This is a genomic window from Streptomyces sp. NPDC059037, assembly GCF_042740015.1.
GTDB lineage: Bacteria > Actinomycetota > Actinomycetes > Streptomycetales > Streptomycetaceae > Streptomyces.
Genome location: NZ_JBHYIG010000040.1, coordinates 16,540 through 42,996, shown reverse-complemented (window position 1 = coordinate 42,996; position 26,457 = coordinate 16,540). Strand labels below are relative to the sequence as shown.

The following is a 26,457-nucleotide window of genomic DNA, read 5'->3' as shown; positions in this document are numbered from 1 at the left end:
TGAGCTGGTCGGGTGGGCCGGGATTTTTTTATAACCCCCCCCCGTTGGGGGGAACTTAAAAATAGACGCCCCGCCCCCCCCCCTGTGGGGGGGGGACCTTTCTCGTTGTCGGGGGAGCGGGGCCCGCTTCCGGACTTGTGGATCAGTCCTTGTGGAGGCCCGGTACCCGCATCGCGAGGATCGCCATGTCGTCCGACGGGGCGTCCGTCGCGAAGCGTTCGACCGCGCGCATGATGCGGGCCGCCACAGCGCCCGCTGTCAGGCCCGTGCACGTCGTGAGGACGTCCGCCAGGCCGTCGTCGCCCAGCATGCGGGTGCCCTCGCGGCGTTCGGTGACGCCGTCCGTCACGCAGAGCAGGACATCGCCCGGGTCGAGCGTCATCGTCTGTTCGTAGAGCTCCAGGTCGTCCATGACGCCGAGCAGCGGCTGCGGCTCCGCGTACGGCTCGACCGTGCCGTCCTGGCGCAGGCGGAGCGGGAGCGGGTGGCCGGCGCAGACGATCTTCAGGACGGCCGAGCCGTCCTCCTGCGGCCACAACTCGCCGTAGAGGAGGGTGAGGAAGCGGCTGCGGGCGCCCTCGTCGAGGATCGCGGCGTTCAGGCGTTCCAGGACCGCGGGGCCGCCGAAGCCTTCGCGGGCGAGCAGGCGCAGGGCGTGGCGGGCCAGGCCCGTGACGGCTGCGGCCTCCGGGCCCGTGCCGCAGACGTCGCCGATCGCGAAGCCGTACGCGCCGTCGCGGATCGGGAAGAGGTCGTAGAAGTCGCCGCCGACTTCGTTGCCCTCGCCCGCGGCGCGGTAGATGACCTCGACCTCGACGCCCGGTACCTGGGGGAGTCCCGGCGGCAGCAGGCTGCGCTGGAGGGACTGGCTGATGGCCATGCGCTCCGAGTACAGGCGGGCGTTGTCCAGGGCCAGGGCTGCTCGGCGGGAGAGATCTTCGGCCAATTCCAGGATCTCTTGGCGGAAGTGTTCGTCGGAGGGCTTACCGAGCGTGAGCATGCCGATGACGCGGTTGCGGGCGACCAGGGGGAGGACCACGGTCTCGCCGCCCACCGCCGAGGCCGTGGAGAGCGTCGTGCCGATGCCCGATCCCAGGGACATGGGTTCGCCAAGGCCCAGGCTGCGCATGGAGGTGCGCAGGGCCGCCTGGTGGGCCGCTTCCGAGGGGGCGGCCCAGACGCGGGCGCCCGGGGTCGGCACCGGGTCGGGCGGGGCGATCTTGGAGAGGAGTGCCTTCAGGCCGTCGATGCGCTCCTCGTCCTCATGGAGGACGTACGAGAGATAGGGCTCGGACGACTGGTCGGCGATCGTGTAGACGGCGCACCAGGTCGCGAGGGTCGGGACCGTCATCTGGGCCATGAGCGCCAGGGTCTGGTCGCGGTCCAGGGTGCCTGCGAGGAGGTCGGAGGCCTCGACGAGGAAGGAGAGCGAGCCGCGGCGCAGGCGTTCGAGCTCGCCGAGGCGTGCGGACTCGACGGCCAGGGCGATGCGGTCGGCGGCGAACTGGAGACGCAGGGCCTCTTCGTTCGAGTAGCGGTCGGGGGACTCGGCGGCGACCCCGAGGGAGCCGGTGAGGCGGCCCTCGACCTTCAGCGGGACCGTGACGACGGAGCGCATGCCCGTGCCGCTGAGGAGCGGGACGGCGCCGGGGACGACCGTCAGGTCTTCGTGTACGGCCGGCATGCGGGCGGAGCCGTAGCGGCCGGGGCCCGCCTCCACGGGGACGCGGGCGAAGCGCTGGCGGGCGGATGGCAGGCCTGTGGAGGCGCGCACCTCCAGTTCCGTCTCGTCGTCCGTGGCGAGGAGCAGGAAGGCGGCGTCGCCGTCGAGCATGTCGCGGGCGCGCTCGACGGTGCGCTGGAGGAGGCCGTCGAGGTCGTCCGGCGCGGGGGAGCCGATGAAGACCTCGAAGGGGTCCGCGGCGTGCGGCTCGGTGAGCGTGCCCGGCTCGGGGGCGGGGCCGCGCAGCGGGGTCTGCAGGACCGCGCGCTCGTCGTCGCGGACGAGCAGGCAGACCGTGGAGGGTTCGCCGTCGGTGTCGCGGACGCGCAGGTGCGAGGCGTAGACGGGGGTGACGCGGCCGTCGGAGCCGCGGATGCCGTAACTGCCTTCCCAGCGCGAGAGTTGGAGGGCCTCCACGATGCCGGTGCTGGTGCCCGGGGTGTGCGGCCAGGCGGCGAAGTCGGTGAGCGGCTTGCCGGTGACCTGTTCGGCGACGTACCCGAAGAGCTCTTCGGCGTCTTCGTTCCAGGCTGAGATCGCGCCCACGCGGTCGATCTGGACGACGGCGACGCGGACTCTGCCGTCGGTGAGCGGGAGCATCTCGGCAGGGAGGGCGGGGCCCGCCGCGCGGGTGCCCACCGAGCGGTCGGGGAGGTCGAGTTGGAACCAGACCTGCTTCTGCGTGGGGGTGTAGTCGACGCCCCAGCGGGTGGCGAGCGCCGCGCACAGCTGGAGGCCGCGGCCGCCCTCACGGTCGGGGTTGCCCATGTTCACGGCGGACTGCTGGAGCGGGATCTCCCGTTCCGGATAGTGGTCGGAGACCTCGATGCGTACGGCGTCCTCGGTGCGCAGGCACAGGACGTCCGCGGCGGTGCCCGCGTGCACCACGGCGTTGGTGACCAGCTCGCTGGTGAGGACGACCGCGTCGTCGACGATGTCCGTGAACCCCCAGCCCTGGAGGGTGTCGCGGACAAAGGAGCGGGCCGTCGCGACGGACCGCCCGACGGGGTCGAAAGTCGCAGCCGCGCGCGCCGTGATCACAGAACTCCTCGTACGAGTATCGACGCCCAGATCTCCCACCATGGTGCGGCCGCCCCTCCGATGCCCGCTTGTTACGTGTGCCACCACCCAGGCCGGGCAGGACCGGAGTGGTTGGACAGCCGAATGCCAGGTTACTTACCTTCGCCGTCCATGCTGATGCCGGTCGTCAGTGTTTCCGCCCGGAGGGTGTGCGGACGGTGTGCGAAGCTGCCGAACTGTTATGGCCTGGTTCAGCCATGGTGAAACACTGGGCAGGCTTCTTGGAGACAGCCCAGGTAACCCGAGCACGACGGTCGACCCTTGCGGGAGGGACACAGTGGAGTCTGGCGCAGCGACGCGGGGCAGTAAGACGCGCGCGAAAGACGGACAGTCCCTGAGTAAACAGCGCAAACCGCGCAATGGGGCAACTACGTCAGTGGACGCAGCAGCTTTGAACAGACTGCTCGCGGCGCTCGTGGCGATGCGGGACGGAAATTTCCGGAAGCGGCTCACGGTCTCCGGCGATGACGTCATGTCCGAGATCGCCGCCGTCTTCAATGAAGTGGCCGACCGCAATCTGCATCTGACCGGTGAGATCTCCCGTGTGCGGCGCATGGTCGGACGTGAGGGAAAGCTCACGGAACGCCTGGAGAGCGGGGCGAGCGAGGGTTCCTGGGCCTCGGCGATCGACGCGTCGAACGCGCTGGTCGACGATCTCGTACGCCCCGTGTCCGAGGTCGGGCGTGTGCTCTCCGCAGTCGCGGACGGCGACCTGGAGCAGCGCATGGAGCTGCGGGCGCCGGCGGACGAGGGGAACGGCCATCCGCTGCGCGGGGAGTTCCTGAAGGTCGGCCGCACGGTCAACAACCTGGTCGACCAGCTGTCGACGTTCACCGACGAGGTCACGCGGGTGGCCAGCGAGGTGGGCACCGAGGGCAAGCTGGGCGGTCAGGCCCGAGTGCGTGGAATGTCCGGTTCGTGGAAGGACCTCACGGATTCGGTGAACACCATGGCGTACCGGCTGACCGCGCAGGTGCGTGACATTGCTCTCGTGACGACGGCCGTGGCAAAGGGTGACTTGTCCCGAAAGGTCACCGTTCATGTCGCCGGCGAGATGCTTGAGCTGAAAAACACCGTCAACACGATGGTGGACCAGCTCTCGTCGTTCTCCTCCGAGGTGACCCGCGTCGCGCGCGAGGTGGGCACGGAGGGCGAGCTCGGCGGCCAGGCGCAGGTGCCCGGTGTGGCGGGAGTGTGGAAGGACCTCACCGACTCGGTGAATCTCATGGCCGGCAATCTCACCGCACAGGTGCGCGGGATCGCCCAGGTCACGACGGCCGTCGCGAGCGGCGATCTGTCCCAAAAGGTGACGGTGAGCGCGCGCGGCGAGGTCGCCCAGCTCGCCGAGACGATCAACCAGATGACCGAGACGCTGCGGACGTTCGCGGACGAGGTCACGCGCGTGGCCAACGAGGTCGGTGCCGAGGGGCAGCTGGGCGGTCAGGCGAACGTGCCGGGCGCGGCGGGGACGTGGAAGGACCTCACCGACTCGGTGAACACGGTCTTCCGGAACCTCACCACGCAGGTGCGGGACATCGCGCAGGTGACGACGGCGGTCGCCAATGGCGATCTGTCGCAGAAGGTCACCGTCGACGTCGCGGGCGAGATGCTCGAGCTGAAGAACACCGTGAACACGATGGTGGACCAGCTGTCCGCCTTCGGTTCCGAAGTGACGCGGGTGGCGCGGGAGATCGGCGTCGAGGGTGAGCTCGGCGGCCAGGCGCAGGTGCAGGGTGCGGCCGGCACGTGGAAGGACCTGACGGACTCGGTCAACACGGCCTTCCGCAACCTCACGGGCCAGGTCCGCAACATCGCGCAGGTGACGACGGCGGTCGCCAATGGTGATCTGTCGCAGAAGGTCACCGTCGACGTCTCCGGCGAGATGCTTCAGTTGAAGAACACCGTCAACACGATGGTGGACCAGCTGTCGTCCTTCGCCGACCAGGTCACGCGCATGGCACGCGACGTGGGCACGGAGGGCCGCCTCGGCGGTCAGGCCCGCGTGGACGGCGTGAGCGGCACCTGGAAGGAACTGACCGACTCCGTCAACTTCATGGCGGGGAACCTGACTTCGCAGGTACGCCAGATCGCCCAGGTCACGACTGCGGTGGCCCGTGGTGACCTGTCGCAGAAGATCGATGTGGACGCGCGCGGCGAGATCCTGGAGCTGAAGAACACCATCAACACGATGGTCGACCAGCTCTCCGCCTTCGCCGACCAGGTGACCCGGGTGGCCCGCGAGGTGGGCACGGAGGGCCGTCTCGGCGGCCAGGCGCAGGTGCCCGGTGTGGCCGGAGTCTGGCGCGATCTGACCGATTCCGTGAACGGCATGGCCGGGAACCTCACCGCCCAGGTGCGCAACATCGCCCAGGTCGCCACCGCGGTGGCGCGCGGTGATCTGTCGCAGAAGATCGATGTGGACGCGCGCGGCGAGATCCTGGAGCTGAAGAACACCCTCAACACGATGGTGGACCAGCTCTCGGCCTTCGCCGAGCAGGTGACGCGGGTGGCCCGCGAGGTGGGTACGGACGGCATCCTGGGCGGCCAGGCCGAGGTGCAGGGTGTCTCCGGCACCTGGAAGGACCTCACGCAGTCCGTGAATGGCATGGCGAACAACCTGACCCTGCAGGTCCGCAACATCGCCGAGGTCACCACGGCCGTCGCCATGGGCGACCTCTCCAAGAAGATCACCGTCGACGCGAAGGGCGAGATCCTCGAACTCGTCACGACCGTGAACACGATGGTCGACCAGCTCTCCAACTTCGCCGAGCAGGTGAACCGCGTGGCCCGCGAGGTGGGCACCGAGGGCAACCTGGGAGGTCAGGCGCGGGTCCCGGGCGTCACCGGCACCTGGAAGGACCTGAGCGACAACGTCAACCTGATGGCCAACAACCTGACCGGCCAGGTGCGCAACATCTCCCAGGTCGCGGCGGCGGTCGCCAACGGAGACCTCACCAAGAAGGTCACGGTCGAGGCGCGCGGCGAGGTCGCGCAGCTCGCCGACACGGTCAACACGATGGTGAAGACGCTGAGTTCGTTCGCGGACGAGGTGACCCGCGTGGCCCGCGAGGTGGGCACGGACGGCATCCTCGGCGGTCAGGCCCGGGTGCCCGGAGTGTCGGGTACGTGGAAGGACCTGACGGAGTCCGTGAACGGCATGGCCTCCAACCTCACCGGCCAGGTCCGCAACATCGCGATGGTCACCACGGCCATCGCCAAGGGCGATCTCACCAAGAAGATCGACATCGACGCCCGCGGCGAGATCCTCGAGCTGAAGACGACCATCAACACGATGGTCGACCAGCTGTCGTCCTTCGCCGAGCAGGTCACGCGGGTGGCCCGCGAGGTGGGCACGGAAGGGCAGTTGGGCGGTCAGGCCCGCGTGCGGGACGTCGACGGCACATGGCGTGACCTCACCGAATCGGTGAACGAGATGGCCGGGAACCTGACCCGTCAGGTGCGCGCCATCGCGGAGGTCGCCACCGCGGTGACCCGCGGCGATCTGAACCTGAAGATCGACGTGGACGCGGCGGGCGAGATCCAGGTCCTGCAGGACAACATCAACTCCATGATCGCCAACCTGCGCGACACCACCCTCGCCAACAAGGAACAGGACTGGCTGAAGGGCAACTTGGCCCGGATCTCCGGCCTGATGCAGGGCCGCCGCGACCTGGAGGACGTCGCCTCGCTGATCATGAGCGAGCTGACGCCGGTCGTCTCCGCGCAGCACGGTGCCTTCTTCCTTGCGCTGCCCACGGACGACAGCGCGGAGCCAGGGGCCGAGCAGGGAGACGCGTACGAACTGCGCATGATGGGCAGTTACGGCTACTCCATGGGCTCCATGCCCACGTCCTTCCGGCCCGGCGAGACGCTGATCGGCACGGCCGCGCAGGAGCGGCGCACGATCCTGGTGGAGAACGCGCCGTCCGGCTATCTGCGGATCGCGTCCGGCCTCGGGGAGGCGCCGCCCGCCCAGGTGATCGTGCTTCCGGTGCTCTTCGAAGGGACCGTGCTCGGCGTGATCGAGCTGGCCGCCTTCCAGCCCTTCACACAGATCCAGAAGGACTTCCTCAGCCAGATCGCCGAGATGATCGCGACGAGCGTCAACACCATCAGCGTCAATACGAAGACCGAGGTGCTGCTCAAGCAGTCGCAGGAACTGACCGAGCAGCTGCGGGAGCGCTCGGCCGAACTGGAGAACCGGCAGAAGGCACTTCAGGACTCCAACGCCGAACTGGAGGAGAAGGCCGAGCTGCTCGCCCAGCAGAACCGCGACATCGAGGTGAAGAACACCGAGATCGAAGAGGCCAGGCAGGTCCTGGAGGAGCGCGCCGAGCAGCTCGCGGTCTCGATGCGCTACAAGTCCGAGTTCCTGGCGAACATGTCGCACGAGCTGCGTACGCCGCTCAACTCCCTGCTGATCCTGGCCAAGTTGCTCGCCGACAACGCCGACGCGAACCTCACCCCCAAGCAGGTGGAGTTCGCCGAGACGATCCACGGGGCGGGCTCGGACCTCCTTCAGCTCATCAACGACATCCTCGACCTCTCCAAGGTCGAGGCGGGCAAGATGGACGTCTCCCCGACGCGCATCGCGCTCGTCCAACTCGTCGACTACGTAGAGGCCACGTTCCGGCCGCTGACCGCAGAGAAGGGCCTCGATTTCTCCGTACGGGTGTCTCCGGAGCTGCCGGCGACGCTGCACACGGACGAACAGCGGCTCCTTCAGGTGCTGCGCAATCTCCTGTCCAACGCGGTGAAGTTCACCGACTCCGGAGCGGTCGAGCTGGTGATCCGGCACGCGAACGCCGATGTGCCCAACGCCATCCGCGAACAGCTCCTGGAGGCCGGTTCGCTGCGCGACGCGGACGCGGACCTGATCGCCTTCTCGGTGAGCGACACCGGCATCGGCATCGCCGCGAGCAAGATGCGGGTGATCTTCGAGGCGTTCAAGCAGGCCGACGGCACGACCAGCCGGAAGTACGGCGGTACGGGCCTCGGGCTCTCCATCAGCCGGGAGATCGCGCGGCTGCTCGGCGGTGAGATCCACGCGGCGAGCGAGCCGGGCCGCGGCTCCACGTTCACGCTGTATTTGCCGCTGCACCCGAGCGAACTGCCGCCCCAGGGCTACGCACAACTGGCACCGCTGCCGGGATCGGCGGGACGGCCCGCCCTGGAGGAGGGCTCGTCCACGGCCGAGCAGTCCCCGGAAGGGGGCGAGGCGGCCCCGCGGCGGCTCGACGCGACGCCCGCGCCCGGCACGCTCTTCAGGCGCCGCAGGCGCTCCGCGTCCGCCTCCACCGAGCAGCCGCCCGCGCTGCCCGGCCAGACGGGGGCGGACTCACCGGAGCAGCGCTCGCAGGAGCAGTGGGCGGCCGGACAGGAGTCGCCCGATGCGCGTCCCGGCCACCACTTCGGCGGCGAGAAGGTACTCATCGTCGACGACGACATCCGCAATGTGTTCGCGCTCACCAGCGTCCTGGAACAGCACGGGCTCGCGGTGCTGTACGCGGAGAACGGTCGTGAGGGCATCGAAGTCCTCGAACAGCACGACGATGTGACGGTCGTGCTGATGGACATCATGATGCCGGAGATGGACGGGTACGCGACGACGACGGCGATCCGCAGGATGCCGCAGTTCGCCGGACTCCCGATCATCGCGCTCACCGCCAAGGCGATGAAGGGCGACCGGGAGAAGGCCATCGACTCCGGCGCTTCCGATTACGTTACGAAGCCGGTCGACCCGGATCATCTGCTCTCGGTGATGGAGCAGTGGATGCGCGGGGAGTGACCGAGAAGGGTCTTCATTACGCGGAGTTGCTGACAGAGTGTGGCCGAAGCCGTGTAGAACCACGGTATTCGGGGAACCTTCTGGTCTCCCACCGCGTTTCTGCTACGTGCACGGTGACATCGCGGTGACAGGGTGTGGCGACAGGCGGGGTGCGGCTACCATGACCGGCACAAGGACGGACGGCGTAAGGGAGTCGTCCCCTGGGGCGGCGCCCGGTGTACCGCCGGGGCGAGGAGGGCGGGCCATGGTGCAGAAGGCCAAGATCCTCCTGGTCGATGACCGGCCGGAGAATCTGCTGGCGCTGGAGGCCATCCTCTCTGCGCTCGATCAGACACTGGTGCGGGCATCGTCCGGGGAGGAAGCGCTCAAAGCACTACTCACGGACGACTTCGCGGTCATTCTGCTGGACGTCCAGATGCCGGGCATGGACGGGTTCGAAACCGCCGCGCACATCAAGCGGCGAGAACGGACCCGGGACATCCCGATCATCTTCCTCACCGCCATCAACCACGGGCCGCATCACACGTTCCGTGGCTATGCCGCGGGCGCGGTGGACTACATCTCCAAGCCGTTCGACCCGTGGGTGCTGCGCGCGAAGGTCTCGGTCTTCGTCGAGCTGTACATGAAGAACTGCCAACTGCGGGAGCAGGCGGCCCTGCTGCGCCTCCAGCTCGAAGGCGGCGGCAAGTCCGTGGCGGGTGAAGCCAAGGAGCCGGCCGGGCTCCTCGCCGAGCTGTCCGCGCGCCTCGCGGCCGTCGAGGAACAGGCGGAAGCGCTCTCCAAACAGCTGGACGACGACTCGGCGGATGCCGCCGCCGTCGCCACCGCGGCCCATCTCGAACGCAAACTCACCGGCCTGCGGCGGGCTCTTGACGCCCTGGAGCCCGGCACGGGCAGCGGCGCGACTTCGGTCTCCTCGCAGAGCTGAGCCGCTGCCGAGCCCGTCCGGACGCGGTGAGCATCCGTCAGTTCGGCGCCCTCACAAGGGCGACACAAACGGGTGAAGCAGTAGGCACACGTGTCCGCAGTGGTCTCCACCGGTAACCTCACACCCATGGCCTCACGTCCGTCCGCAGCCAAGAAGACGCCCGCGAAGAAGGCGGCCGCGCCCACCAAGGCTCCGGCGAAGAAGGCCGCTGCCAAGAAGCCGCCCGCCAAGAAGGCCCCGGCGAAGAAGGCGCCCGCCAAGAAAGCCGCCGCGAAGAAGCCGGCGCCCAAGCCGGCACCCAGCCCCACGGGCGGCGTCTACCGGCTCGTACGCGCTCTCTGGCTGGGCCTCGCGCACAGTGTCGGCGCGATGTTCCGCGGGATAGGGCGCGGCGCCAAGGGGCTCGACCCGGCGCACCGCAAGGACGGCCTCGCGCTGCTGCTGCTCGGCATCGCGCTGATCGTCGCCGCCGGGACGTGGTCGAATCTGCGCGGACCTGTGGGCGACCTCGTCGAGATGCTGGTGACCGGCGCGTTCGGCCGCCTCGATCTGCTGCTTCCGATACTGCTCGCGGTCATCGGCGTACGCCTCATCCGGCACCCCGAGAAGCCCGACGCCAACGGCCGCATCGTGATCGGCCTGTCCGCGCTCGTCATCGGTGTCCTCGGCCAGGTGCACATCGCCTGCGGGGCGCCCTCCCGTGACGACGGCATGCAGGCCATAAGGGACGCGGGCGGGCTCATCGGCTGGGGCGCGTCCGCTCCGCTGACCTTCACGATGGGCGAGGTCCTCGCCGTACCACTGCTCGCCCTGCTGACCGTCTTCGGACTGCTCGTGGTCACGGCGACGCCGGTCAACGCGATTCCGCAGCGGCTGAGGCTGCTCGGCACCAAGCTCGGCATCGTCCAGGCGGAGCCCGATGCGGACGGCAGCGAGTTCGCCGACGACGACGAGAGGTACGACGACCAGTGGCGCGAGGCGCTGCCCGCGCGCTCGCGCAGGCGTGCCGGCACCAACGAGCCCTACGACCCCGACCAGGCGGAGGAGGCGGCGCTCTCCAAGCGGCGCAGGCCGCGCCGTGCGTCGGTGCAGCCGGCGCTCGACCGGCCGATGGACGCGGTGGACGTGGCGGCCGCCGCTGCTGCCGCCCTGGACGGCGCGGTCCTGCACGGCATGCCGCCGTCGCCGCTGGTCGCCGACCTGACGCAGGGAGTCTCCGGCGATCGCGAGGAGCGCGAGGCGCGGGAGTCCACGGCGCCTGTGCCGACCGCGCGGGCGACGGAAGGACCGCCGCCCGGCGCGCTGCGCAAGAAGGCCGAGCGGCCCGCCGACTCCGCCGTTCCGGACCTCACCAAGGCCGCCCCGGAAGCGCCGCGGGACCTGCCGCCGCGCGCCGAGCAGCTGCAGCTCGCAGGCGACATCACGTACGCGCTGCCCTCGCTCGACCTGCTCGAGCGCGGCGGCCCCGGCAAGTCCCGCAGCGCCGCCAACGACGCGGTCGTCGACTCGCTGTCGAACGTCTTCACGGAGTTCAAGGTCGATGCCGCCGTCACCGGCTTCACGCGCGGCCCGACGGTCACGCGGTACGAGATCGAGCTGGGCCCCGCCGTGAAGGTCGAGAAGATCACGGCACTGGCCAAGAACATCGCGTACGCCGTCGCGTCCCCGGACGTCCGGATCATCTCGCCGATCCCCGGCAAGTCCGCGGTCGGCATCGAGATCCCGAACACCGACCGCGAGATGGTCAACGTCGGTGACGTGCTGCGCCTCGCGGACGCGGCCGAGGACGACCACCCCATGCTGGTCGCGCTCGGCAAGGACGTCGAGGGTGGCTACGTCATGGCCAACATGGCGAAGATGCCGCACATCCTGGTCGCCGGAGCCACCGGCTCCGGAAAGTCGTCCTGCATCAACTGCCTGATCACTTCGATCATGATAAGAGCGACGCCCGAGGACGTACGGATGGTCCTCGTCGACCCCAAGCGCGTCGAGCTCACCGCGTACGAGGGCATTCCGCACCTGATCACGCCGATCATCACCAACCCCAAGCGGGCCGCCGAGGCGCTCCAGTGGGTCGTACGCGAGATGGACCTGCGCTACGACGACCTCGCGGCGTTCGGCTACCGGCACATCGACGACTTCAACCAGGCCGTGCGCGACGGCAAGCTCAAGACGCCCGAGGGCAGTGAGCGGGAGCTCAAGACCTATCCGTATCTGCTGGTGATCGTCGACGAGCTCGCGGACCTGATGATGGTCGCGCCGCGCGACGTCGAGGACTCGATCGTGCGCATCACGCAGCTCGCGCGCGCGGCCGGCATCCACCTGGTGCTCGCCACGCAGCGGCCCTCCGTGGACGTCGTGACCGGTCTGATCAAGGCGAACGTGCCCTCGCGGCTCGCCTTCGCGACCTCGTCGCTCGCCGACAGCCGGGTCATCCTCGACCAGCCCGGCGCGGAGAAGCTCATCGGAAAGGGTGACGGTCTGTTCCTGCCGATGGGCGCGAACAAGCCCACCCGTATGCAGGGCGCCTTCGTCACCGAGGACGAGATCCACGCGGTGGTCCAGCACTGCAAGGACCAGATGGCGCCGGTCTTCCGGGACGACGTCACCGTCGGCACCAAGCAGAAGAAGGAGATCGACGAGGACATCGGCGATGACCTCGATCTGCTGTGCCAGGCTGCTGAGCTGGTGGTTTCCACCCAGTTCGGGTCCACGTCGATGCTCCAGCGCAAGCTGCGCGTCGGTTTCGCCAAGGCCGGACGGCTCATGGACCTCATGGAATCCCGCGGCATCGTCGGCCCCAGCGAGGGCTCCAAAGCGCGTGACGTTCTTGTGAAACCCGATGAGCTGGACGGCGTGCTCGCGGTGATCCGGGGGGAGGCTCACCCGTAAGGGAACGGCAGGCAACCGTTTCCCCTCCGCATACGTCAAGTTGAGGAGAGCAGGAGCACCATGTCCCAGCATCAGGATGTCCGGCCATTCCGATGGCGTACAAAGTCCGTCGCCCGGTTGCCCCACCCTTTCCGACCCCCCCTAGACTGAGTCTCCGGCAGGTGGCTACACGCTCGAAAGGCGCCCCCGTGTCCATCGGCAACTCCCCTGAAGACGACCGCCCTTCAGACGACCGACCCGCAGATGACCGACCCGCAGACGACCACCCGGCAGCTGAGAGCCCGGTGGACGACCGCCCCTCGATCGGGCGTGCGCTGCAGCAGGCGCGCATCGACGCGGGGCTGACCGTCGACGAGATCAGTTCCTCCACGCGCGTGCGCATCCCGATCGTGCACGCGATCGAACAGGACGACTTCTCCCGGTGCGGCGGCGACGTGTACGCCCGCGGTCACATCCGGACCCTCGCGCGCGCCGTGGGGCTCGATCCCGCCCTCCTGCTCGCCCAGTACGACGAGGCGCACGGCGGGCGGCCGCCCGCGCCCACCCCGGCGGCGCCGCTCTTCGAGGCCGAACGGATCCGGTCGGAGCCGCGCAGGCCGAACTGGACGGCGGCCATGGTCGCCGCCATCGTCGCCGTGATCGGCTTCGTCGGGTTCACCGCGTTCAGCGGCGGTGACGACGGCGATGGCTCCAAGACGCAGGTCGCCGAGGGCTCCACGCCCGCGACCAGCAAGCCCGCCACGAAGCCCGCGCCCGACAAGCCCGCCGACCCCAAGCCCGACCCGTCCGACAGCGCCATCGCCGGCGCCCCCAAGGACAAGGTCACGGTCAAGGTCAGCGCGCCCGACGGCCGCAGCTGGATCTCGGCCAAGGACCACAACGGCCGGACGCTCTTCGACGGTGTCCTCGAACAGGGCGATTCGAAGACCTTCCAGGACCAGGCGAAGATCGATCTCGTCCTCGGCGACGCCGGCGCGATCGCGCTGTACGTGAACGGCAAGGCGATCGAGAACGAGTTCGAGCCCGGTCAGGTGGAGCGGCTCACGTACACCAAGGGCGATCCCGAGGTCGGCTAACCCTCGCGGCGGGGGCTCGGGCATGGACGAAGTAGTCTTGAGACCATGCCCGAACGCCGCACCGTCGCCCTTGTCACTCTTGGCTGCGCCCGTAACGAGGTGGACTCGGAGGAGCTCGCAGGCCGCTTGGAGGCGGACGGCTGGCAACTCGTCGAGGCCGCCGAAGACGCGGACGTCGCCGTAGTCAACACCTGTGGATTCGTCGAAGCCGCCAAGAAGGACTCCGTCGACGCCCTCCTGGAAGCCAATGACCTCAAGGGTCACGGCAAGACCCAGGCCGTCGTGGCCGTCGGCTGCATGGCCGAGCGGTACGGCAAGGAGCTGGCCGAAGCCCTCCCCGAAGCCGACGGTGTCCTCGGCTTCGACGACTACACCGACATCTCCACCCGGCTGCAGACCATCCTGAACGGTGGCAGCGTCGAGGCCCACACCCCGCGCGACCGGCGCAAGCTGCTGCCGATCAGCCCCGCGGAGCGGCAGGAGGCCGGCTCGGACGTCGCGCTGCCCGGGCACGCGCCCGTGGACCTGCCCGACGGCCTGGCGCCCGCCTCGGGGCCGCGTGCCCCGCTGCGTCGCCGCCTGGGCACCCATCCCGTCGCCTCCGTGAAGCTGGCCTCCGGCTGCGACCGGCGGTGCTCCTTCTGCGCCATTCCGTCCTTCCGCGGCTCCTTCATCTCGCGGCGCCCCTCGGACGTGCTCGGCGAGACCCGCTGGCTGGCCGAGCAGGGCGTCAAGGAGGTGATGCTCGTCTCCGAGAACAACACCTCGTACGGCAAGGACCTGGGTGACATCCGTCTCCTGGAGACGCTGCTTCCGGAGCTGGCCGCCGTCGACGGCATCGAGCGCGTGCGGGTCAGCTACCTGCAGCCGGCCGAGATGCGGCCCGGACTCATCGACGTACTGACGTCCACGGAGAAGGTCGCGCCCTACTTCGACCTGTCCTTCCAGCACTCGGCGCCCGGTGTGCTGCGCGCGATGCGGCGCTTCGGGGACACCGACCGCTTCCTGGAGCTCCTGGACACCATTCGGACGAAGGCGCCGCAGGCCGGCGTCCGGTCCAACTTCATCGTGGGCTTCCCCGGCGAGAGCGACGCCGACGTGGCCGAGCTCGAGCGGTTCCTCACGGGTGCGCGCCTCGACGCCATCGGCGTCTTCGGGTACTCCGACGAGGAGGGCACCGAAGCGGCGACGTACGAGCACAAGCTGGATCAGGACGTCGTCGACGAGCGGCTCGCGCACATCTCGCGGCTCGCCGAGGAGCTGACCTCGCAGCGCGCCGACGAACGCCTCGGAGAGACCCTTGAGGTGCTCGTCGAGGCCGTGGACGAGGAGGACGGCGCCATCGGCCGCGCCGCGCACCAGGCGCCAGAGACGGACGGCCAGATCCGCTTCACGGGCGCCATGGGTGGGGATGCCCTCGAGGTCGGCCGTATGGTCGTGGCAAAGGTGGTCGGCACGGAGGGCGTGGACTTGGTGGCTGAGTGTCTCGAGGAGGCCGGCAGATGACCGGAGTCCCGGCATCCGCGGCGGGCGGCTCCGGCGCGCAGGGCGCCAAGCCGGTGCGCGGCGGGAAGCTGGGCGCTGCGGCCGTCAACCAGGCCAGCGTGTGGAACGTCGCCAACCTGCTGACCGTGATCCGGCTGCTGCTCGTGCCGGGTTTCGTGATGCTGCTGCTCGCCGACGGCGGGTACGACCCGGCCTGGCGCGCGTGGGCCTGGGCGGCCTTCGCCGTTGCCATGATCACGGACCTGTTCGACGGCCATCTGGCGCGGACGTACAACCTGGTCACGGACTTCGGGAAGATCGCCGACCCGATCGCCGACAAGGCGATCATGGGCGCCGCGCTGATCTGCCTCTCCTACCTCGGCGATCTGCCCTGGTGGGTGACCGGAGTGATCCTCGGGCGCGAGCTCGGGATCACGCTGCTGCGGTTCTGGGTGATCCGCTTCGGGGTCATTCCGGCCAGTCGCGGCGGCAAGATGAAGACGCTGGCGCAGGGCACGGCGGTCGGGATGTACGTCCTTGCGCTGACCGGACCCCTTGCGACGCTGCGGTTCTGGGTGATGGCGCTCGCCGTCGTGCTGACCGTGGTGACCGGGCTCGACTATGTGCGGCAGGCCGTCGTGCTGCGGCGCCAGGGCCTGGCCGAGGCGCGGGAAGCGGCCGCAGGGGCCGACGGGGCCGCCGCCGGGGAGGCTCGGGAGTCGGCGTCGTGACGTCGGCCGGGGTCCGGGCGTCCGAGGTGCTGGCCGCCGAGGCGCTGGGGCTGCTGCGCGCGCGGGGCGAGACGCTCGCCGTCGCCGAGTCGCTGACCGGTGGTCTGGTGGCCGCCGAGGTGACGGCGGTGCCGGGAGCCTCGCGGGTTTTTCGGGGGTCTGTCACGGCGTACGCGACCGAACTGAAGCACAAAGTGCTCGGGGTCGACGACGGCCTGCTCTCCGAGCGCGGGGCCGTGGACGCCGAGGTCGCGCTGCAGATGGCGGCCGGTGTGCGCGAGGTGCTCGGGGCGGATTGGGGGATCGCCACGACGGGCGTCGCGGGGCCTGAGCCGCAGGACGGAAAGCCGGTCGGGACCGTGTTCGTGGCGGTCGTGGGGCCGGTCGGGGCGCTTCGCTCTGAGGGGAAAGTGACCGCGCTGCGGTTGAACGGTGAGCGTTCGGACATCCGTATGGAGAGTGTACGGAGCGTGCTCACGCTGCTCGTCGAGCGGCTTTCCGGCGAACGTGCCGGGAATGGGCGGGCACAGGATACGGAACAGAACGGGGGGAATTGATGTTTGCAGCCCTGAGTGAACACGACATCGCTCCCCGCACGGCCGCCGCGCAAGGCGGTACGGTGGGGCGTGAAGGATGCGGCTACGCGGTCCGAGGAGGGAGCCACCGATGATTCTGCTCCGTCGCCTGCTGGGTGACGTGCTGCGTCGGCAGCGCCAGCGCCAGGGCCGTACTCTGCGCGAAGTCTCCTCGTCCGCCCGAGTCTCGCTCGGCTATCTCTCCGAGGTGGAGCGGGGGCAGAAGGAGGCATCCTCCGAGCTGCTTTCCGCGATCTGCGACGCGCTTGACGTACGGATGTCCGAGCTCATGCGCGAGGTGAGCGATGAGCTCTCTCTCGCGGAACTGGCTGCGTCGGCAGCGGCTACGGAACCGGTGCGCGCACCGGTTCGACCCATGCTCAATTCCGTCTCGGTGAGCGGTGTGCCGCCGGAACGGGTGACGATCAAGGCGCCTGCGGAGGCGGTGGACGTCGTCGCTGCGTGACGCGGCGTCGACTGTGCACGCCACTTGAGCGCTCCGATGTGTCGAAGCCCCGGCCGGGTTACTGGTCGGGGCTTTCGTCTGTCCTCCGGGCTTTCGTCTGTCCTGAGGTGGTGCGATTCCTGGGCTGTCCGGTTCCTGAGATGCCCCCATTGGTGCACTTGTGCCATGGTTGATGGGGATTTTCGAGTTCGGGGGGTGTGAGCCCTGGAGGCCGGATGTACGTCGTGAAGAGCCCTCTGTCCGATGCGGACCTGAAGACGGTCTCGGACGCCCTGCAGGGCGCGCTGGTGGACCTGGTCGACCTCTCCCTGGTGGCCAAACAGATCCACTGGAACGTGGTCGGGCCACGCTTCCGCTCCGTCCATCTGCAGCTCGACGAGGTCGTGGACACGGCGCGGCTGCACTCCGACACGGTGGCCGAGCGGGCCTCCACCCTGGGTGTCCCGCCCGACGGGCGGGCCTCGACGGTGGCGCGGAGCAGTGGGATCGGTGCGGTCGCCGAAGGCTGGGTCAAGGACGCGGACGCGGTGGGGACGCTCGTGGACGCGCTCGGTGCGGTGATCACGCGGATGCGGGAGCGGGTCGAGGCGACGGGGGATGCGGATCCGGTGAGCCAGGACATCTTCATCGGGATCACGGCGGATCTTGAGAAGCATCACTGGATGTTCCAGGCGGAGAACGGGTGAGTCGGGCACTTGGGGGCACCGTGCCCCGTGTGCGCCGTGGTGCGCCCTCCCGGCGGGTGACGCAGGGGGTCTAGCGTCGACCGGGCTTCGAGCCTCGGGCGGAGGTGGTGGCCGTGGCAGGGAAGGTCGTGCGGTGGGCGCCGGCCCTGGCCCTGGGGGCGCTCTGGTGGTGGGGCGTGCTGCGGCTGGCGTTCGCGCCTGACGCGGGGACCCTGGAGGGGGCGGTCGCGGCCGGTGGGTGGGGGTTGAGCCTGCTGCCGGTGCATTGCGTGCCGAAGTCCCGGGCTGCGGGTGTCGTCTCCAGGGCCGGAGGGGGCAGGGCGGCCAGGGGGCAGGGGCAGGGGCAGGGGCGGCGGCCGGATGGTGCGCTGCGGTGGCCCGGGGGGCGTACGGCGCGCATGGCCAAGGTTGCCGCCCGAGCCGCCGGCGGCGGCGCTACCAGGGCATGGCGACGCCGCCGTTCGGGCGGAGGATCTGGCCCGTCGTGAAGGCGGACGCGTCGGATGCCAGGTGCAGGACGGCGTGTGCGATGTCCTCCGGTTCGCCGACGCGGCCCAGCGGGGACATGCGGACCATGATCCCCTCGGTGTGCGCTTGCGCCTCGGTGTCGTGGCGATTCGTCATGGGGGTGCGGATCCAGCCCGGCGCGACGGCGTTGACGCGGATGCCGTGCGGGCCCACTTCGGTGGCGAGGGTCTTGGTGAGCTGCACCACGGCGGCTTTCGCCGCGCCGTAGCAGAGGAGTCCGGGGCCGCCGGTGTCCACGGCGCCCGAGGCCATGGTGCGGGGGGGGGGGGGGGGGGGGGGGGGGGGGGGGGGGGGGGGGGGGGGGGGGGGGGGGGGGGGGGGGGGGGGGGGGGGTTGGGGCTTGGGCTTTGTGGCGATCATGGTGCGGGCTGCCGCCTGGCACGCGTACAGGACGCCCTTGAAGTTGATGTTCAGGACCCGGTCGAGGTCCTCGTCGCGGGTCTCGAGGACCGGGCTGCTGTGCATGATCCCGGCGATGGCGGCCATCACGTCCAGGCGGCCGGTGGCTGCGGTCGTGGCCGCGGTCGCGACGGCCTGGTCGACCTGGGCCCGGTCGGCCACGTCCAGCGGGTGGATGTGTGCCGTGCCGCCCGCCGTCTTGATGAGCGTGGCCGTCTCGTGGAGCCCCTGCTCGTCGCGGTCGGCGCAGTGGACGGTGGCGCCCGCCTCCGCGAGGAGGACGGCCGAGGCCCGGCCGATGCCGCTGGCCGCGCCCGTGACGAATGCGGTGCGTCCGGTGAGGTCGTACGCCGTGATGGGCATGACGGGACGGTACGACTGGATCTGACGGGGCGTCAACTAGATGGTGGGTGTGGGTTCTTCGGGAGTGGAAGTGCTTCGGCGTCAGGGGGTCGGGCCCGGCTGGCAGGTGGGGCACCAGTAGGTGGGGCGGCTGCGGGAGCCGTCGCCCTGGTCGGCCGTGCGGACGGGGGTGCCGCAGCGGAGGCAGGGGCGCGGGGCGCGGCCGTAGACGTACAGGCGCTGGTCCGTGCGGGTGCGGCCGGTGGTGGTCCGGGCCGGGCGCTCGCGGTTGGCTTCCAGGAGTTTCTTGGCGAGGGCGGGGATGCGGGACGCCTTGTCGGCGGGGAGCTCGCCGATGGGCAGCCAGGGGGTGGCGCCGATGAGGAAGCAGAGCTCGCTCTTGTAGATGTTGCCGATGCCCGCGAGATTGCGCTGGTCGAGCAGGGCCTCGCCGAGGGCGCGCTCGGGTGCGGAGAGGAGGTTGCGCAGGGCCTGGTCGGCGTCCCAGTCGGGGCCCAGGAGGTCGGGGCCGAGGTGGCCCACCGCCTTGTGCTCGTCGGCGGTGCGGAGCAGTTCGAGTACGGGCAGGCGGTAGCCGACGGCTGTGCGGTCGGCGGTGCCGATGATGGCCCGGATCTGGTGGCCGGGGCCGCCGCTCCAGCGTTCGCCGGGTGCGTACACCCGCCAGGAGCCGTCCATGCGGAGGTGCGAGTGCAGGGTCAGGCCGCCTTCGAAGCGGGTCAGGAGGTGCTTGCCGCGCGGGGTCACGTCCAGGACGGTGCGCCCGGTGAGGTCGACGGTCGCGAGCTTCGGCACGCGCAGGTCGGAGCGCGTGACGGTGTGTCCGGCGAGGGCGGTGTGCAGTCGCCGGGCCGCCTGGTGGACGGAGTCTCCTTCGGGCATGGGTCAAGGGTGGCATGGCGGGTGCCGTGGCGCCGGGGCCCCTGCGGTTGAGCGGGGCTGCTGCACGGCCGCTAGGCGCGCAGGCGGAGGCCGCGTGGGGTGGCGTGGAAGCCGGCTCCTTCCAGGAGGGGGGCGAAGGGGGAGGTCAGGGCGGCGGCCCCGTTGATGCGCTCGACCGTGACCGTGCCCAGTGAGCCCGCCTTGGCCGCGCCGGCGAGCGCCTCGGCTGCCGGGTGCAGGCGGGGGTCCTCGGTGGGGGGCGTGTCGTCCGGGGCAGAGGGCCAGGCCAGCAGGGTCTTGCCGCCCCGCTCCATGTACAGGGTCAGCTCGCCGTCGATCAGGACTACGAGGGAGCCTGCCTTGCGGCCGGGCTTGTGGCCCGCGTCGCTGGGGGGTTCGGGCCAGGGCAGCGCCGCCCCGTAGGCGTTCGCCGGGTCGGCGGCGGCGAGGACGACGGCCTGGGATTCGGAGGCGCGCGGGGCGTACCCCATGGAGGAGGGTGAACTGTCCGCGCGGTCGCGGGCGTTGGCCGTGGCGCGCAGCCGGTCCACCGCGCCGTCCATCGCGAACTGCGCGGCGCCCAGCCCTTCGACGACATAGCCGCGCCGCGCCTGCCCGCTGTCCTCGAAGGCCGACAGAACGCGGTACGTCGCCGAGAAGCCGCCCTCGACGCCTTCGGCCGCGACCGCGCCGCGGGTCACCACCCCGTGCCGGTCCAGGAGGGTGCGGGCCAGGGCGTGGGCGCGCAGGGTGGGGTCCGGTTCGCGGGTGGGGAGCAGTGACCAGCGGCCCGCCACGGTCGGCGGACCCGTGCGGGACGCGGGGCGGGCGGCGGCCGTCAGCGTGCCGTAGCGCCCGCGCGGGATCGTGCGCTTGGCGCGGTGGGCCGTGGAACCGGCCGTGCGGCCCGAGCCGAGGAGCGCGCGCATCGGGGCGAGCGTGTCGTTCGTGAGCCGCCCGGACCAGGCCAGGTCCCAGATCGTGTCGGCCAGTTGAGGATCGGGGACGTCGGGGTGGGTGGTGGCGCGGACCTGGTCGGCGATCTGCCGGAAGAACAGGCCGTAGCCCCCGGAGAGGGTGTTCAGGATGGACTCGTGGAGCGCGGTGAGCTCCAAGGGGTGCGGCGGCGGCAGGAGCAGGGGTGCGGTGTCGGCGAGATACAGGGAGACCCAGCCGTCCTTGCCGGGCAGCGCGCCCGCCCCGGCCCACACCACCTCTCCGGCGGCGGTGAGTTCGTCGAGCATGGCCGGTCCGTACCCCGCTACCCGGGAGGGCAGGACGAGCTTCTCGAGCGCGGATGCGGGCACCGTCGCCCCCTGCAACTGCTCGACGGCACGCACCAGGCCGTCGACGCCGCGCAATCCGTGACCGCTCAAGTGCTGCCACTGGGGCAGGAACTGGGCGAGCGCGGACGGCGGCACCGGCTCCAGCTCATGCCGCAGAGCGGCCAGGGAGCGGCGGCGCAGCCGGCGCAGGACGGTCGCGTCGCACCACTCCTGGCCGATGCCCGCCGGATGGAACTCTCCTTGTACGACCCGTCCGTTGGCGGCGAGCCGCTGCAGCGCTCCCTCCGTGACGGCCGCGCCGAGGCCGAACCGGGCGGCGGCCGTCGCCGAGGTGAAGGGACCGTGCGTGCGTGCGTACCGGGCGGTGAGGTCGCCCAGGGGGTCCTTGACGGGCTCGGTGAACGCCTCGGGGACGCCGACCGGAAGCGCGGTGCCGAGCGCGTCGCGCAGCCGGCCCGCGTCCTCGATCGCCGCCCAGTGGTCGGCTCCGGCGATCCGGACGCGGATCGCGCGGCGGGCCGATGCCAGCTCATCGGCCCACTCCGGCTCGGCCCCGCGCTCGGCCAACTCGGCGGCGGTGAGCGGTCCCAGGAGGCGGAGCAGATCGGCGACGCCTTCGGCGTCCTTGACGCGGCGGTCCTCCGTGCGCCACTGGAGCTCCTGCTCGAGCTCGGCAAGCACCTCCGCGTCGAGCAGCTCCCGCAGCTCGGCCTGGCCGAGCAGTTCGGCAAGGAGACGCGAGTCCAGGGACAGGGCCGCCGCCCGCCGCTCGGCGAGCGGTGAGTCGCCCTCGTACAGGAACTGCGCCACATATCCGAACAGGAGCGAGCGCGCGAAGGGCGAGGGCTCAGGTGTGGTGACTTCTACGAGCCGGACCTTGCGGGACTCGATGTCGCCCATCAGTTCCGTGAGTCCCGGTACGTCGAAGACGTCCTGGAGGCACTCCCTGACCGCTTCGAGGACGATCGGGAACGACCCGAACTCGCTGGCCACCTGGAGCAGTTGCGCGGCGCGCTGGCGCTGCTGCCACAGGGGGGTGCGCTTGCCGGGGCTGCGGCGGGGCAGCAGCAGTGCGCGGGCGGCGCACTCGCGGAAGCGGGAGGCGAACAGAGCCGAACCGCCCACCTGGTCGGTGACGAGCTGATTGACCTCGCCCTTGTCGAAGGCGACGTCACCGGCTCCTACGGGTGCCTGCTCGGCGTCGTACTCCAGATGCCCGCCGGAGGGCTCCTGGTCGAGCAGGTCGAGGCCCATCAGATCGGCGTCCGGCAGGCGCAGGACGATGCCGTCGTCCGCGTGCATCACCTGGGCGTCCATGCCGTACCGCTCGCTGAGCCGGGAGCCGAGGGCGAGTGCCCAGGGCGCGTGCACCTGCGCCCCGAACGGGGAGTGCACGACGACCCGCCAGTCGCCCAGCTCGTCCCGGAACCGCTCGACGACGATCGTGCGGTCGTCCGGGATGTGGCCGCAGGCCTCACGCTGCTCGGCCAGGTACGTCTGGACGTTGTCGGCCGCCCAGTCGTCGAGTCCCGCGGCCAGCAGGCGTACGCGCGCGTCCTCGCGCGACAGCGAGCCGACCTCCCGGAGGAACGCGCCCACCGCACGGCCCAGTTCGAGCGGGCGGCCCAGCTGGTCGCCCTTCCAGAAGGGGAGCCGGCCGGGGACGCCCGGGGCGGGGGAGACCAGGACGCGGTCACGGGTGATGTCCTCGATGCGCCAGGAGCTCGTGCCGAGCGTGAACACGTCGCCGATACGCGATTCGTAGACCATCTCCTCGTCCAGCTCGCCGACGCGGCCGCCGCCCTTCTTCGGGTCGGCGCCGGCGAGGAAGACCCCGAAGAGGCCGCGGTCGGGAATCGTGCCCCCGGAGGTGACCGCGAGGCGCTGCGCGCCCGGCCGTCCGGTGACCGTGCCGGCGACGCGGTCCCACACCACGCGCGGACGCAGCTCCGCGAAGGCGTCCGACGGATAGCGGCCCGCGAGCATGTCCAGGACGGCCGTGAACGCCGACTCCGGGAGCGAGGCGAAGGAGGCCGCGCGGCGGACCAGGGCCAGCAGGTCGTCGACCTGCCAGGTGTCCAGGGCGACCGTCGCGACCAGCTGCTGCGCCAGGACGTCCAAGGGGTTGGCCGGGATGCGCAGCGACTCGATGGAGCCGGTGCGCATCCGCTCCGTGACCACGGCGGCCTGCACCAGATCCCCCCGGTACTTGGGGAAGACGACGCCGGTGGAGACCGCGCCCACCTGGTGTCCGGCACGGCCGACGCGCTGCAGTCCGGAGGCGACGGAGGGCGGCGACTCGACCTGGACCACCAGGTCGACCGCGCCCATGTCGATGCCGAGCTCCAGGCTGGAGGTGGCGACGACGGCCGGAAGCCGGCCCGCCTTCAGGTCCTCCTCCACCTGGGCGCGCTGCTCCTTGGACACCGAACCGTGGTGGGCGCGGGCGAGGACCGGCGGGGCGCCCTTGGCGGCGCCCGACTCGGCCATCACCTCGGCGGGGGAGTGGTCCTCGGGGAGCGGCTCGCCCGTCGCGCGTTCGTACGCGATTTCGTTGAGCCGGTTGCACAGGCGCTCCGCGAGGCGGCGGGAGTTGGCGAAGACGATCGTCGAGCGGTGCGCCTGGACGAGGTCGGTGATGCGCTCCTCGACATGGGGCCAGATCGAGGGCCGCTCGGCCGCCTGGTCCGAGTCGGCGACCGGGGAACCGCCCAACTCCCCGAGATCCTCGACCGGCACGACCACGGAGAGGTCGAACTCCTTGCCGGACGGCGGCTGGACGATCTCCACCCTGCGCTGCGGGGACAGATAGCGCGCCACCTCGTCCACCGGGCGGACCGTCGCCGACAGGCCGATACGGCGGGCGGGCCTGGGCAGCAGCTCGTCCAGCCGCTCCAGGGAGAGCGCGAGGTGCGCGCCGCGCTTGGTGCCCGCGACCGCGTGGACCTCGTCCAGGATCACCGTCTCGATGCCCGTCAGCGCGTCCCGCGCGGCGGACGTGAGCATCAGGAAGAGTGACTCGGGTGTGGTGATCAGGATGTCCGGCGGGCGTGTGGACAGCGCGCGGCGCTCGGCGGGCGGGGTGTCGCCCGAGCGGATGCCGACCCGCACCTCGGGCTCGGGCAGGCCCAGGCGCACCGACTCCTGCCGGATGCCGGTCAGCGGGCTGCGCAGATTGCGCTCCACGTCGACCGCGAGGGCCTTCAGCGGTGACACGTACAGCACGCGGCAGCGCTTCTTCGGGTCGGCGGGCGGCGGGGTCGATGCCAGCTGGTCGAGGGCGGCGAGGAACGCGGCCAGCGTCTTGCCGGAGCCGGTCGGCGCGACCACCAGCACGTCCGAGCCCTCCCCGATGGCCCGCCACGCCCCGGCCTGCGCGGACGTGGGCGCGGAGAAGGCCCCCGTGAACCAGCCGCGGGTCGCGGGGGAGAACTCATCGAGGGCGCTGTGGGCACCGGATGCGGACCTGACCATGACCCCATCGTGCACCCCGCCACTGACAACGGCGCCGACCTGCGGAAAAGGGCCTGCAAAAGGGCTTGCGCGGCTGTCGCAGAATGGGGGACATGGCAGCTTTGGCGGAGCAGGCGCGGCACTGGCGGTACGCGGAGCTGCCCGGTGTCGATCTGCTGCGGGCCCGCTATGTCCGCAAGACGTTCGTGCGGCACACCCACGAGCACTTCGTGATCGCCGCGATCGCCGAGGGCGTCGACGTCTTCCACCACGGCGGCGCCGACCAGCACGCGGGGCCGGGAACGCTCGCCCTGATCAATCCGGACACCATGCACACGGGCCGGGCCGGTGTGCCCGAGGGCTGGCGGTACGGCGCGGTCTATCCCTCGCCGGAGCTGGTCGCCGAGATCGCCGGGGAGACGACGGCCATCCGGGGTGCGCCCGGCTTCATCCGCCCGGTGCTCGACGATCCGTACGCCGTCGCCCTCGTGCACCGCGTGCTGCGCGCGGCGGAGGAGGGCAACGCGCTCGCCGCCGACACCCTGCTGCGGGTGGCTGTGACGCGGCTGCTGCGGCTGAACGGCGGCCGGCTGCCGCAGCGCGCCGTGCGGACGGCGGGGGCCAGGACGGCGGCACGCGCGCGTGCCGTCCTGGAGGAGTGTCTGGTCGACCCGCCGAGTCTGGAGCGGCTCGCGGCCGACCTCGGGGCCAGCCCCTTCGCGCTGCTGCGGGCCTTCCGCGACACGTACGGCATGCCGCCGCATGCGTGGCTCACCGACGCGCGCGTCAGGCGTGCCCGCACTCTCCTGGACTCGGGAACGGCGCCCGCCGAAGCGGCCGTCGCGGTGGGATTCACCGACCAGCCGCACCTCAACCGGCACTTCACCCGGATCGTCGGGGTGCCGCCGGGGGCGTACCAGCGGGAGCGCAAGAACGTACAAGACCCGGAATCCACCCTCCCCGTAGCGTCCGGGATGTGGCAGAACAGATAACCCCCGCGGACATCCGCGCCAAGGGACCAGCAGATGAACCAGCCGGTGCGGGAGCGGGCGAACCGGCACCGGAGAAGCCCGATTCAGCCGTCGTGCGCGACGCCCTCGGCGTCGGTGTCGCCGTCGGACTCTCCGGCTTCGCCTTCGGCGTCACTTCGGCCGGCAGCGGCCTCACCGTGCTGCAGACCTGCGCGCTCAGCCTGCTGGTCTTCACCGGGGCCTCGCAGTTCGCGCTGGTCGGTGCGCTCGCGGGCGGCGGGAACCCGTTCACGGCCGCCGCGGGGGCCTTCTTCCTGGGTGTACGCAACGCCTTCTACGGACTGCGCCTTTCGCAGCTGCTCGCCCTCCCGCGCGCGGTGCGGCCCTTCGCCGCCCACTGGGTGATCGACGAGACCACGGCCGTCTCCCTGGCACAGCCCACGCGGCGCGCGGCCCGGATCGGCTTCACCGTGACGGGGCTCAGCCTCTACGTGCTCTGGAACCTCACCACGCTCCTCGGCGCCCTCGGTGCCGAAGCCATCGGGGACACCGACGCGTGGGGCCTCGACGCCGCGGGGCCCGCGGTCTTCCTGGCGCTGCTCGCGCCGATGCTGCGCACGACGACGGAGCGCGCCGTCGCAGCTGTGGCGGTCGGCCTCGGGCTCGGACTGCTGCCCGTGCTGCCCGCGGGCGTTCCCGTTCTGGTGGCCGCTCTCGCGGTCCCGGCCGTCCTCTACGTAGAGGGACGCAAGGCCCGTGACAGCCGCCCGGTTCGTGACGACGAGCGGAGGGCGGACCGTTGAACATCTGGATCGCCATCGGCGTGACCTTCGTCGGCTGCTACCTCGTCAAGCTCGCGGGGCTGCTCGTGCCCGCAGGTGCCCTGGAGCGGCCGCTGGTCAGGCGCATGGCCGCCCTGCTGCCCGTGGCCCTGCTGGCGGCGCTCACGGCCCAGCAGGCCTTCGCCGATGGCCGGGTGCTGGTCCTGGACGCCAAGGCGGCAGGGCTCGCCGCGGCGGCCGTGGCGCTGCTGCTGCGCGCGCCGTTCCTCGTCGTCATCGCGGCGGCTGTGGCCGTCACGGCGGGGCTGCGGGCGCTGACCGGCTGACCACCAAGGCCGTCGGGACGGTTCGCTGAACTCCAAG

17 protein-coding genes are annotated in these 26,457 nt (G+C 70.9%); 13 read left to right on the top strand and 4 right to left on the bottom strand.

Features of this window, described 5'->3' with window-relative positions:
- Positions 1–142: 142 nt before the first annotated feature.
- Positions 143–2,806, bottom strand: a complete 2,664-nt coding sequence (locus ACFWY6_RS11735) for a SpoIIE family protein phosphatase (protein WP_384688021.1) — start codon at positions 2,804–2,806, stop codon at positions 143–145.
- Positions 2,807–3,080: 274 nt separating this feature from the next.
- Between ACFWY6_RS11735 and ACFWY6_RS11730 the strand changes: the two genes are divergently transcribed.
- From ACFWY6_RS11730 to ACFWY6_RS11685, 10 genes are all read left to right on the top strand, one after another.
- Positions 3,081–8,591, top strand: coding sequence for a HAMP domain-containing protein (locus tag ACFWY6_RS11730; protein ID WP_384688020.1), 5,511 nt, complete (start codon positions 3,081–3,083; stop codon positions 8,589–8,591).
- A 244-nt stretch (positions 8,592–8,835) separates the two neighbouring features.
- The gene (locus ACFWY6_RS11725) at positions 8,836–9,519 is read left to right on the top strand and encodes a two-component system response regulator (protein WP_266871241.1); all 684 of its coding nucleotides are present in this window, start codon (positions 8,836–8,838) and stop codon (positions 9,517–9,519) included.
- Positions 9,520–9,645: 126 nt separating this feature from the next.
- Positions 9,646–12,411, top strand: coding sequence for a DNA translocase FtsK (locus tag ACFWY6_RS11720; protein WP_384688018.1), 2,766 nt, complete (start codon positions 9,646–9,648; stop codon positions 12,409–12,411).
- Between the two features lie 188 nt (positions 12,412–12,599).
- Complete coding sequence (locus ACFWY6_RS11715) at positions 12,600–13,487, top strand: helix-turn-helix domain-containing protein (RefSeq protein WP_384688016.1); 888 nt, start codon at positions 12,600–12,602, stop codon at positions 13,485–13,487.
- A gap of 45 nt (positions 13,488–13,532) precedes the next feature.
- On the top strand, positions 13,533–14,993 hold the full coding sequence (rimO, locus tag ACFWY6_RS11710; RefSeq protein ID WP_384688014.1) for a 30S ribosomal protein S12 methylthiotransferase RimO: 1,461 nt from the start codon (positions 13,533–13,535) through the stop codon (positions 14,991–14,993).
- The gene (pgsA, locus tag ACFWY6_RS11705) at positions 14,990–15,703 is read left to right on the top strand and encodes a CDP-diacylglycerol--glycerol-3-phosphate 3-phosphatidyltransferase (protein WP_384688013.1); all 714 of its coding nucleotides are present in this window, start codon (positions 14,990–14,992) and stop codon (positions 15,701–15,703) included. The genes rimO and pgsA overlap by 4 nt, the downstream gene beginning before the upstream one ends.
- Positions 15,700–16,260, top strand: coding sequence for a CinA family protein (locus ACFWY6_RS11700; RefSeq protein ID WP_384688012.1), 561 nt, complete (start codon positions 15,700–15,702; stop codon positions 16,258–16,260). The genes pgsA and ACFWY6_RS11700 overlap by 4 nt, the downstream gene beginning before the upstream one ends.
- A gap of 109 nt (positions 16,261–16,369) precedes the next feature.
- Complete coding sequence (locus ACFWY6_RS11695; RefSeq protein WP_160507571.1) at positions 16,370–16,744, top strand: helix-turn-helix domain-containing protein; 375 nt, start codon at positions 16,370–16,372, stop codon at positions 16,742–16,744.
- Between the two features lie 215 nt (positions 16,745–16,959).
- Complete coding sequence (locus ACFWY6_RS11690; protein ID WP_266871247.1) at positions 16,960–17,430, top strand: Dps family protein; 471 nt, start codon at positions 16,960–16,962, stop codon at positions 17,428–17,430.
- A gap of 128 nt (positions 17,431–17,558) precedes the next feature.
- Positions 17,559–17,918 carry a hypothetical protein gene (locus ACFWY6_RS11685; protein WP_384688024.1) on the top strand — a complete coding sequence of 120 codons (360 nt, stop codon included), beginning with the start codon at positions 17,559–17,561 and terminating at the stop codon, positions 17,916–17,918.
- Here ACFWY6_RS11685 and ACFWY6_RS11680 read toward each other — a convergent pair.
- From ACFWY6_RS11680 to ACFWY6_RS11670, 3 genes are all read right to left on the bottom strand, one after another.
- Entirely contained in the window at positions 17,866–18,720 is an 855-nt protein-coding gene (locus tag ACFWY6_RS11680; RefSeq protein WP_384688010.1) for an SDR family NAD(P)-dependent oxidoreductase, read from the bottom strand. The two genes, ACFWY6_RS11685 and ACFWY6_RS11680, sit on opposite strands and share 53 nt — an antisense overlap.
- An 81-nt stretch (positions 18,721–18,801) precedes the next feature.
- Complete coding sequence (locus ACFWY6_RS11675; protein ID WP_384688008.1) at positions 18,802–19,602, bottom strand: Fpg/Nei family DNA glycosylase; 801 nt, start codon at positions 19,600–19,602, stop codon at positions 18,802–18,804.
- A gap of 71 nt (positions 19,603–19,673) precedes the next feature.
- Positions 19,674–24,362, bottom strand: coding sequence for an ATP-dependent helicase (locus ACFWY6_RS11670; protein ID WP_384688007.1), 4,689 nt, complete (start codon positions 24,360–24,362; stop codon positions 19,674–19,676).
- 92 nt (positions 24,363–24,454) lie between these two features.
- On the opposite strand from ACFWY6_RS11670, the gene ACFWY6_RS11665 reads away from it, so the two are divergent.
- The 3 genes from ACFWY6_RS11665 to ACFWY6_RS11655 are packed head-to-tail and all read left to right on the top strand — an operon-like array spanning position 24,455 to position 26,420.
- Complete coding sequence (locus tag ACFWY6_RS11665; RefSeq protein WP_384688005.1) at positions 24,455–25,333, top strand: AraC family transcriptional regulator; 879 nt, start codon at positions 24,455–24,457, stop codon at positions 25,331–25,333.
- The gene (locus tag ACFWY6_RS11660; RefSeq protein WP_384688003.1) at positions 25,318–26,115 is read left to right on the top strand and encodes an AzlC family ABC transporter permease; all 798 of its coding nucleotides are present in this window, start codon (positions 25,318–25,320) and stop codon (positions 26,113–26,115) included. Before ACFWY6_RS11665 ends, ACFWY6_RS11660 begins: the two co-directional genes overlap by 16 nt.
- Complete coding sequence (locus ACFWY6_RS11655; protein WP_135334591.1) at positions 26,112–26,420, top strand: AzlD domain-containing protein; 309 nt, start codon at positions 26,112–26,114, stop codon at positions 26,418–26,420. Before ACFWY6_RS11660 ends, ACFWY6_RS11655 begins: the two co-directional genes overlap by 4 nt.
- Positions 26,421–26,457 lie beyond the last annotated feature (37 nt).

Coding starts and splice junctions, on each gene's coding strand:
- ACFWY6_RS11735 (WP_384688021.1), bottom strand. CDS start 2,806: ATGGTGGGAGATCTGGGCGTCGATACTCGTACGAGGAGTTCTGTGATC.
- ACFWY6_RS11695 (WP_160507571.1), top strand. CDS start 16,370: ATGATTCTGCTCCGTCGCCTGCTGGGTGACGTGCTGCGTCGGCAGCGC.
- ACFWY6_RS11675 (WP_384688008.1), bottom strand. CDS start 19,602: ATGCCCGAAGGAGACTCCGTCCACCAGGCGGCCCGGCGACTGCACACC.
- rimO (WP_384688014.1), top strand. CDS start 13,533: ATGCCCGAACGCCGCACCGTCGCCCTTGTCACTCTTGGCTGCGCCCGT.
- ACFWY6_RS11690 (WP_266871247.1), top strand. CDS start 16,960: ATGTACGTCGTGAAGAGCCCTCTGTCCGATGCGGACCTGAAGACGGTC.
- pgsA (WP_384688013.1), top strand. CDS start 14,990: ATGACCGGAGTCCCGGCATCCGCGGCGGGCGGCTCCGGCGCGCAGGGC.
- ACFWY6_RS11720 (WP_384688018.1), top strand. CDS start 9,646: ATGGCCTCACGTCCGTCCGCAGCCAAGAAGACGCCCGCGAAGAAGGCG.
- ACFWY6_RS11665 (WP_384688005.1), top strand. CDS start 24,455: ATGGCAGCTTTGGCGGAGCAGGCGCGGCACTGGCGGTACGCGGAGCTG.
- ACFWY6_RS11670 (WP_384688007.1), bottom strand. CDS start 24,362: ATGGTCAGGTCCGCATCCGGTGCCCACAGCGCCCTCGATGAGTTCTCC.
- ACFWY6_RS11725 (WP_266871241.1), top strand. CDS start 8,836: ATGGTGCAGAAGGCCAAGATCCTCCTGGTCGATGACCGGCCGGAGAAT.
- ACFWY6_RS11680 (WP_384688010.1), bottom strand. CDS start 18,720: ATGCCCATCACGGCGTACGACCTCACCGGACGCACCGCATTCGTCACG.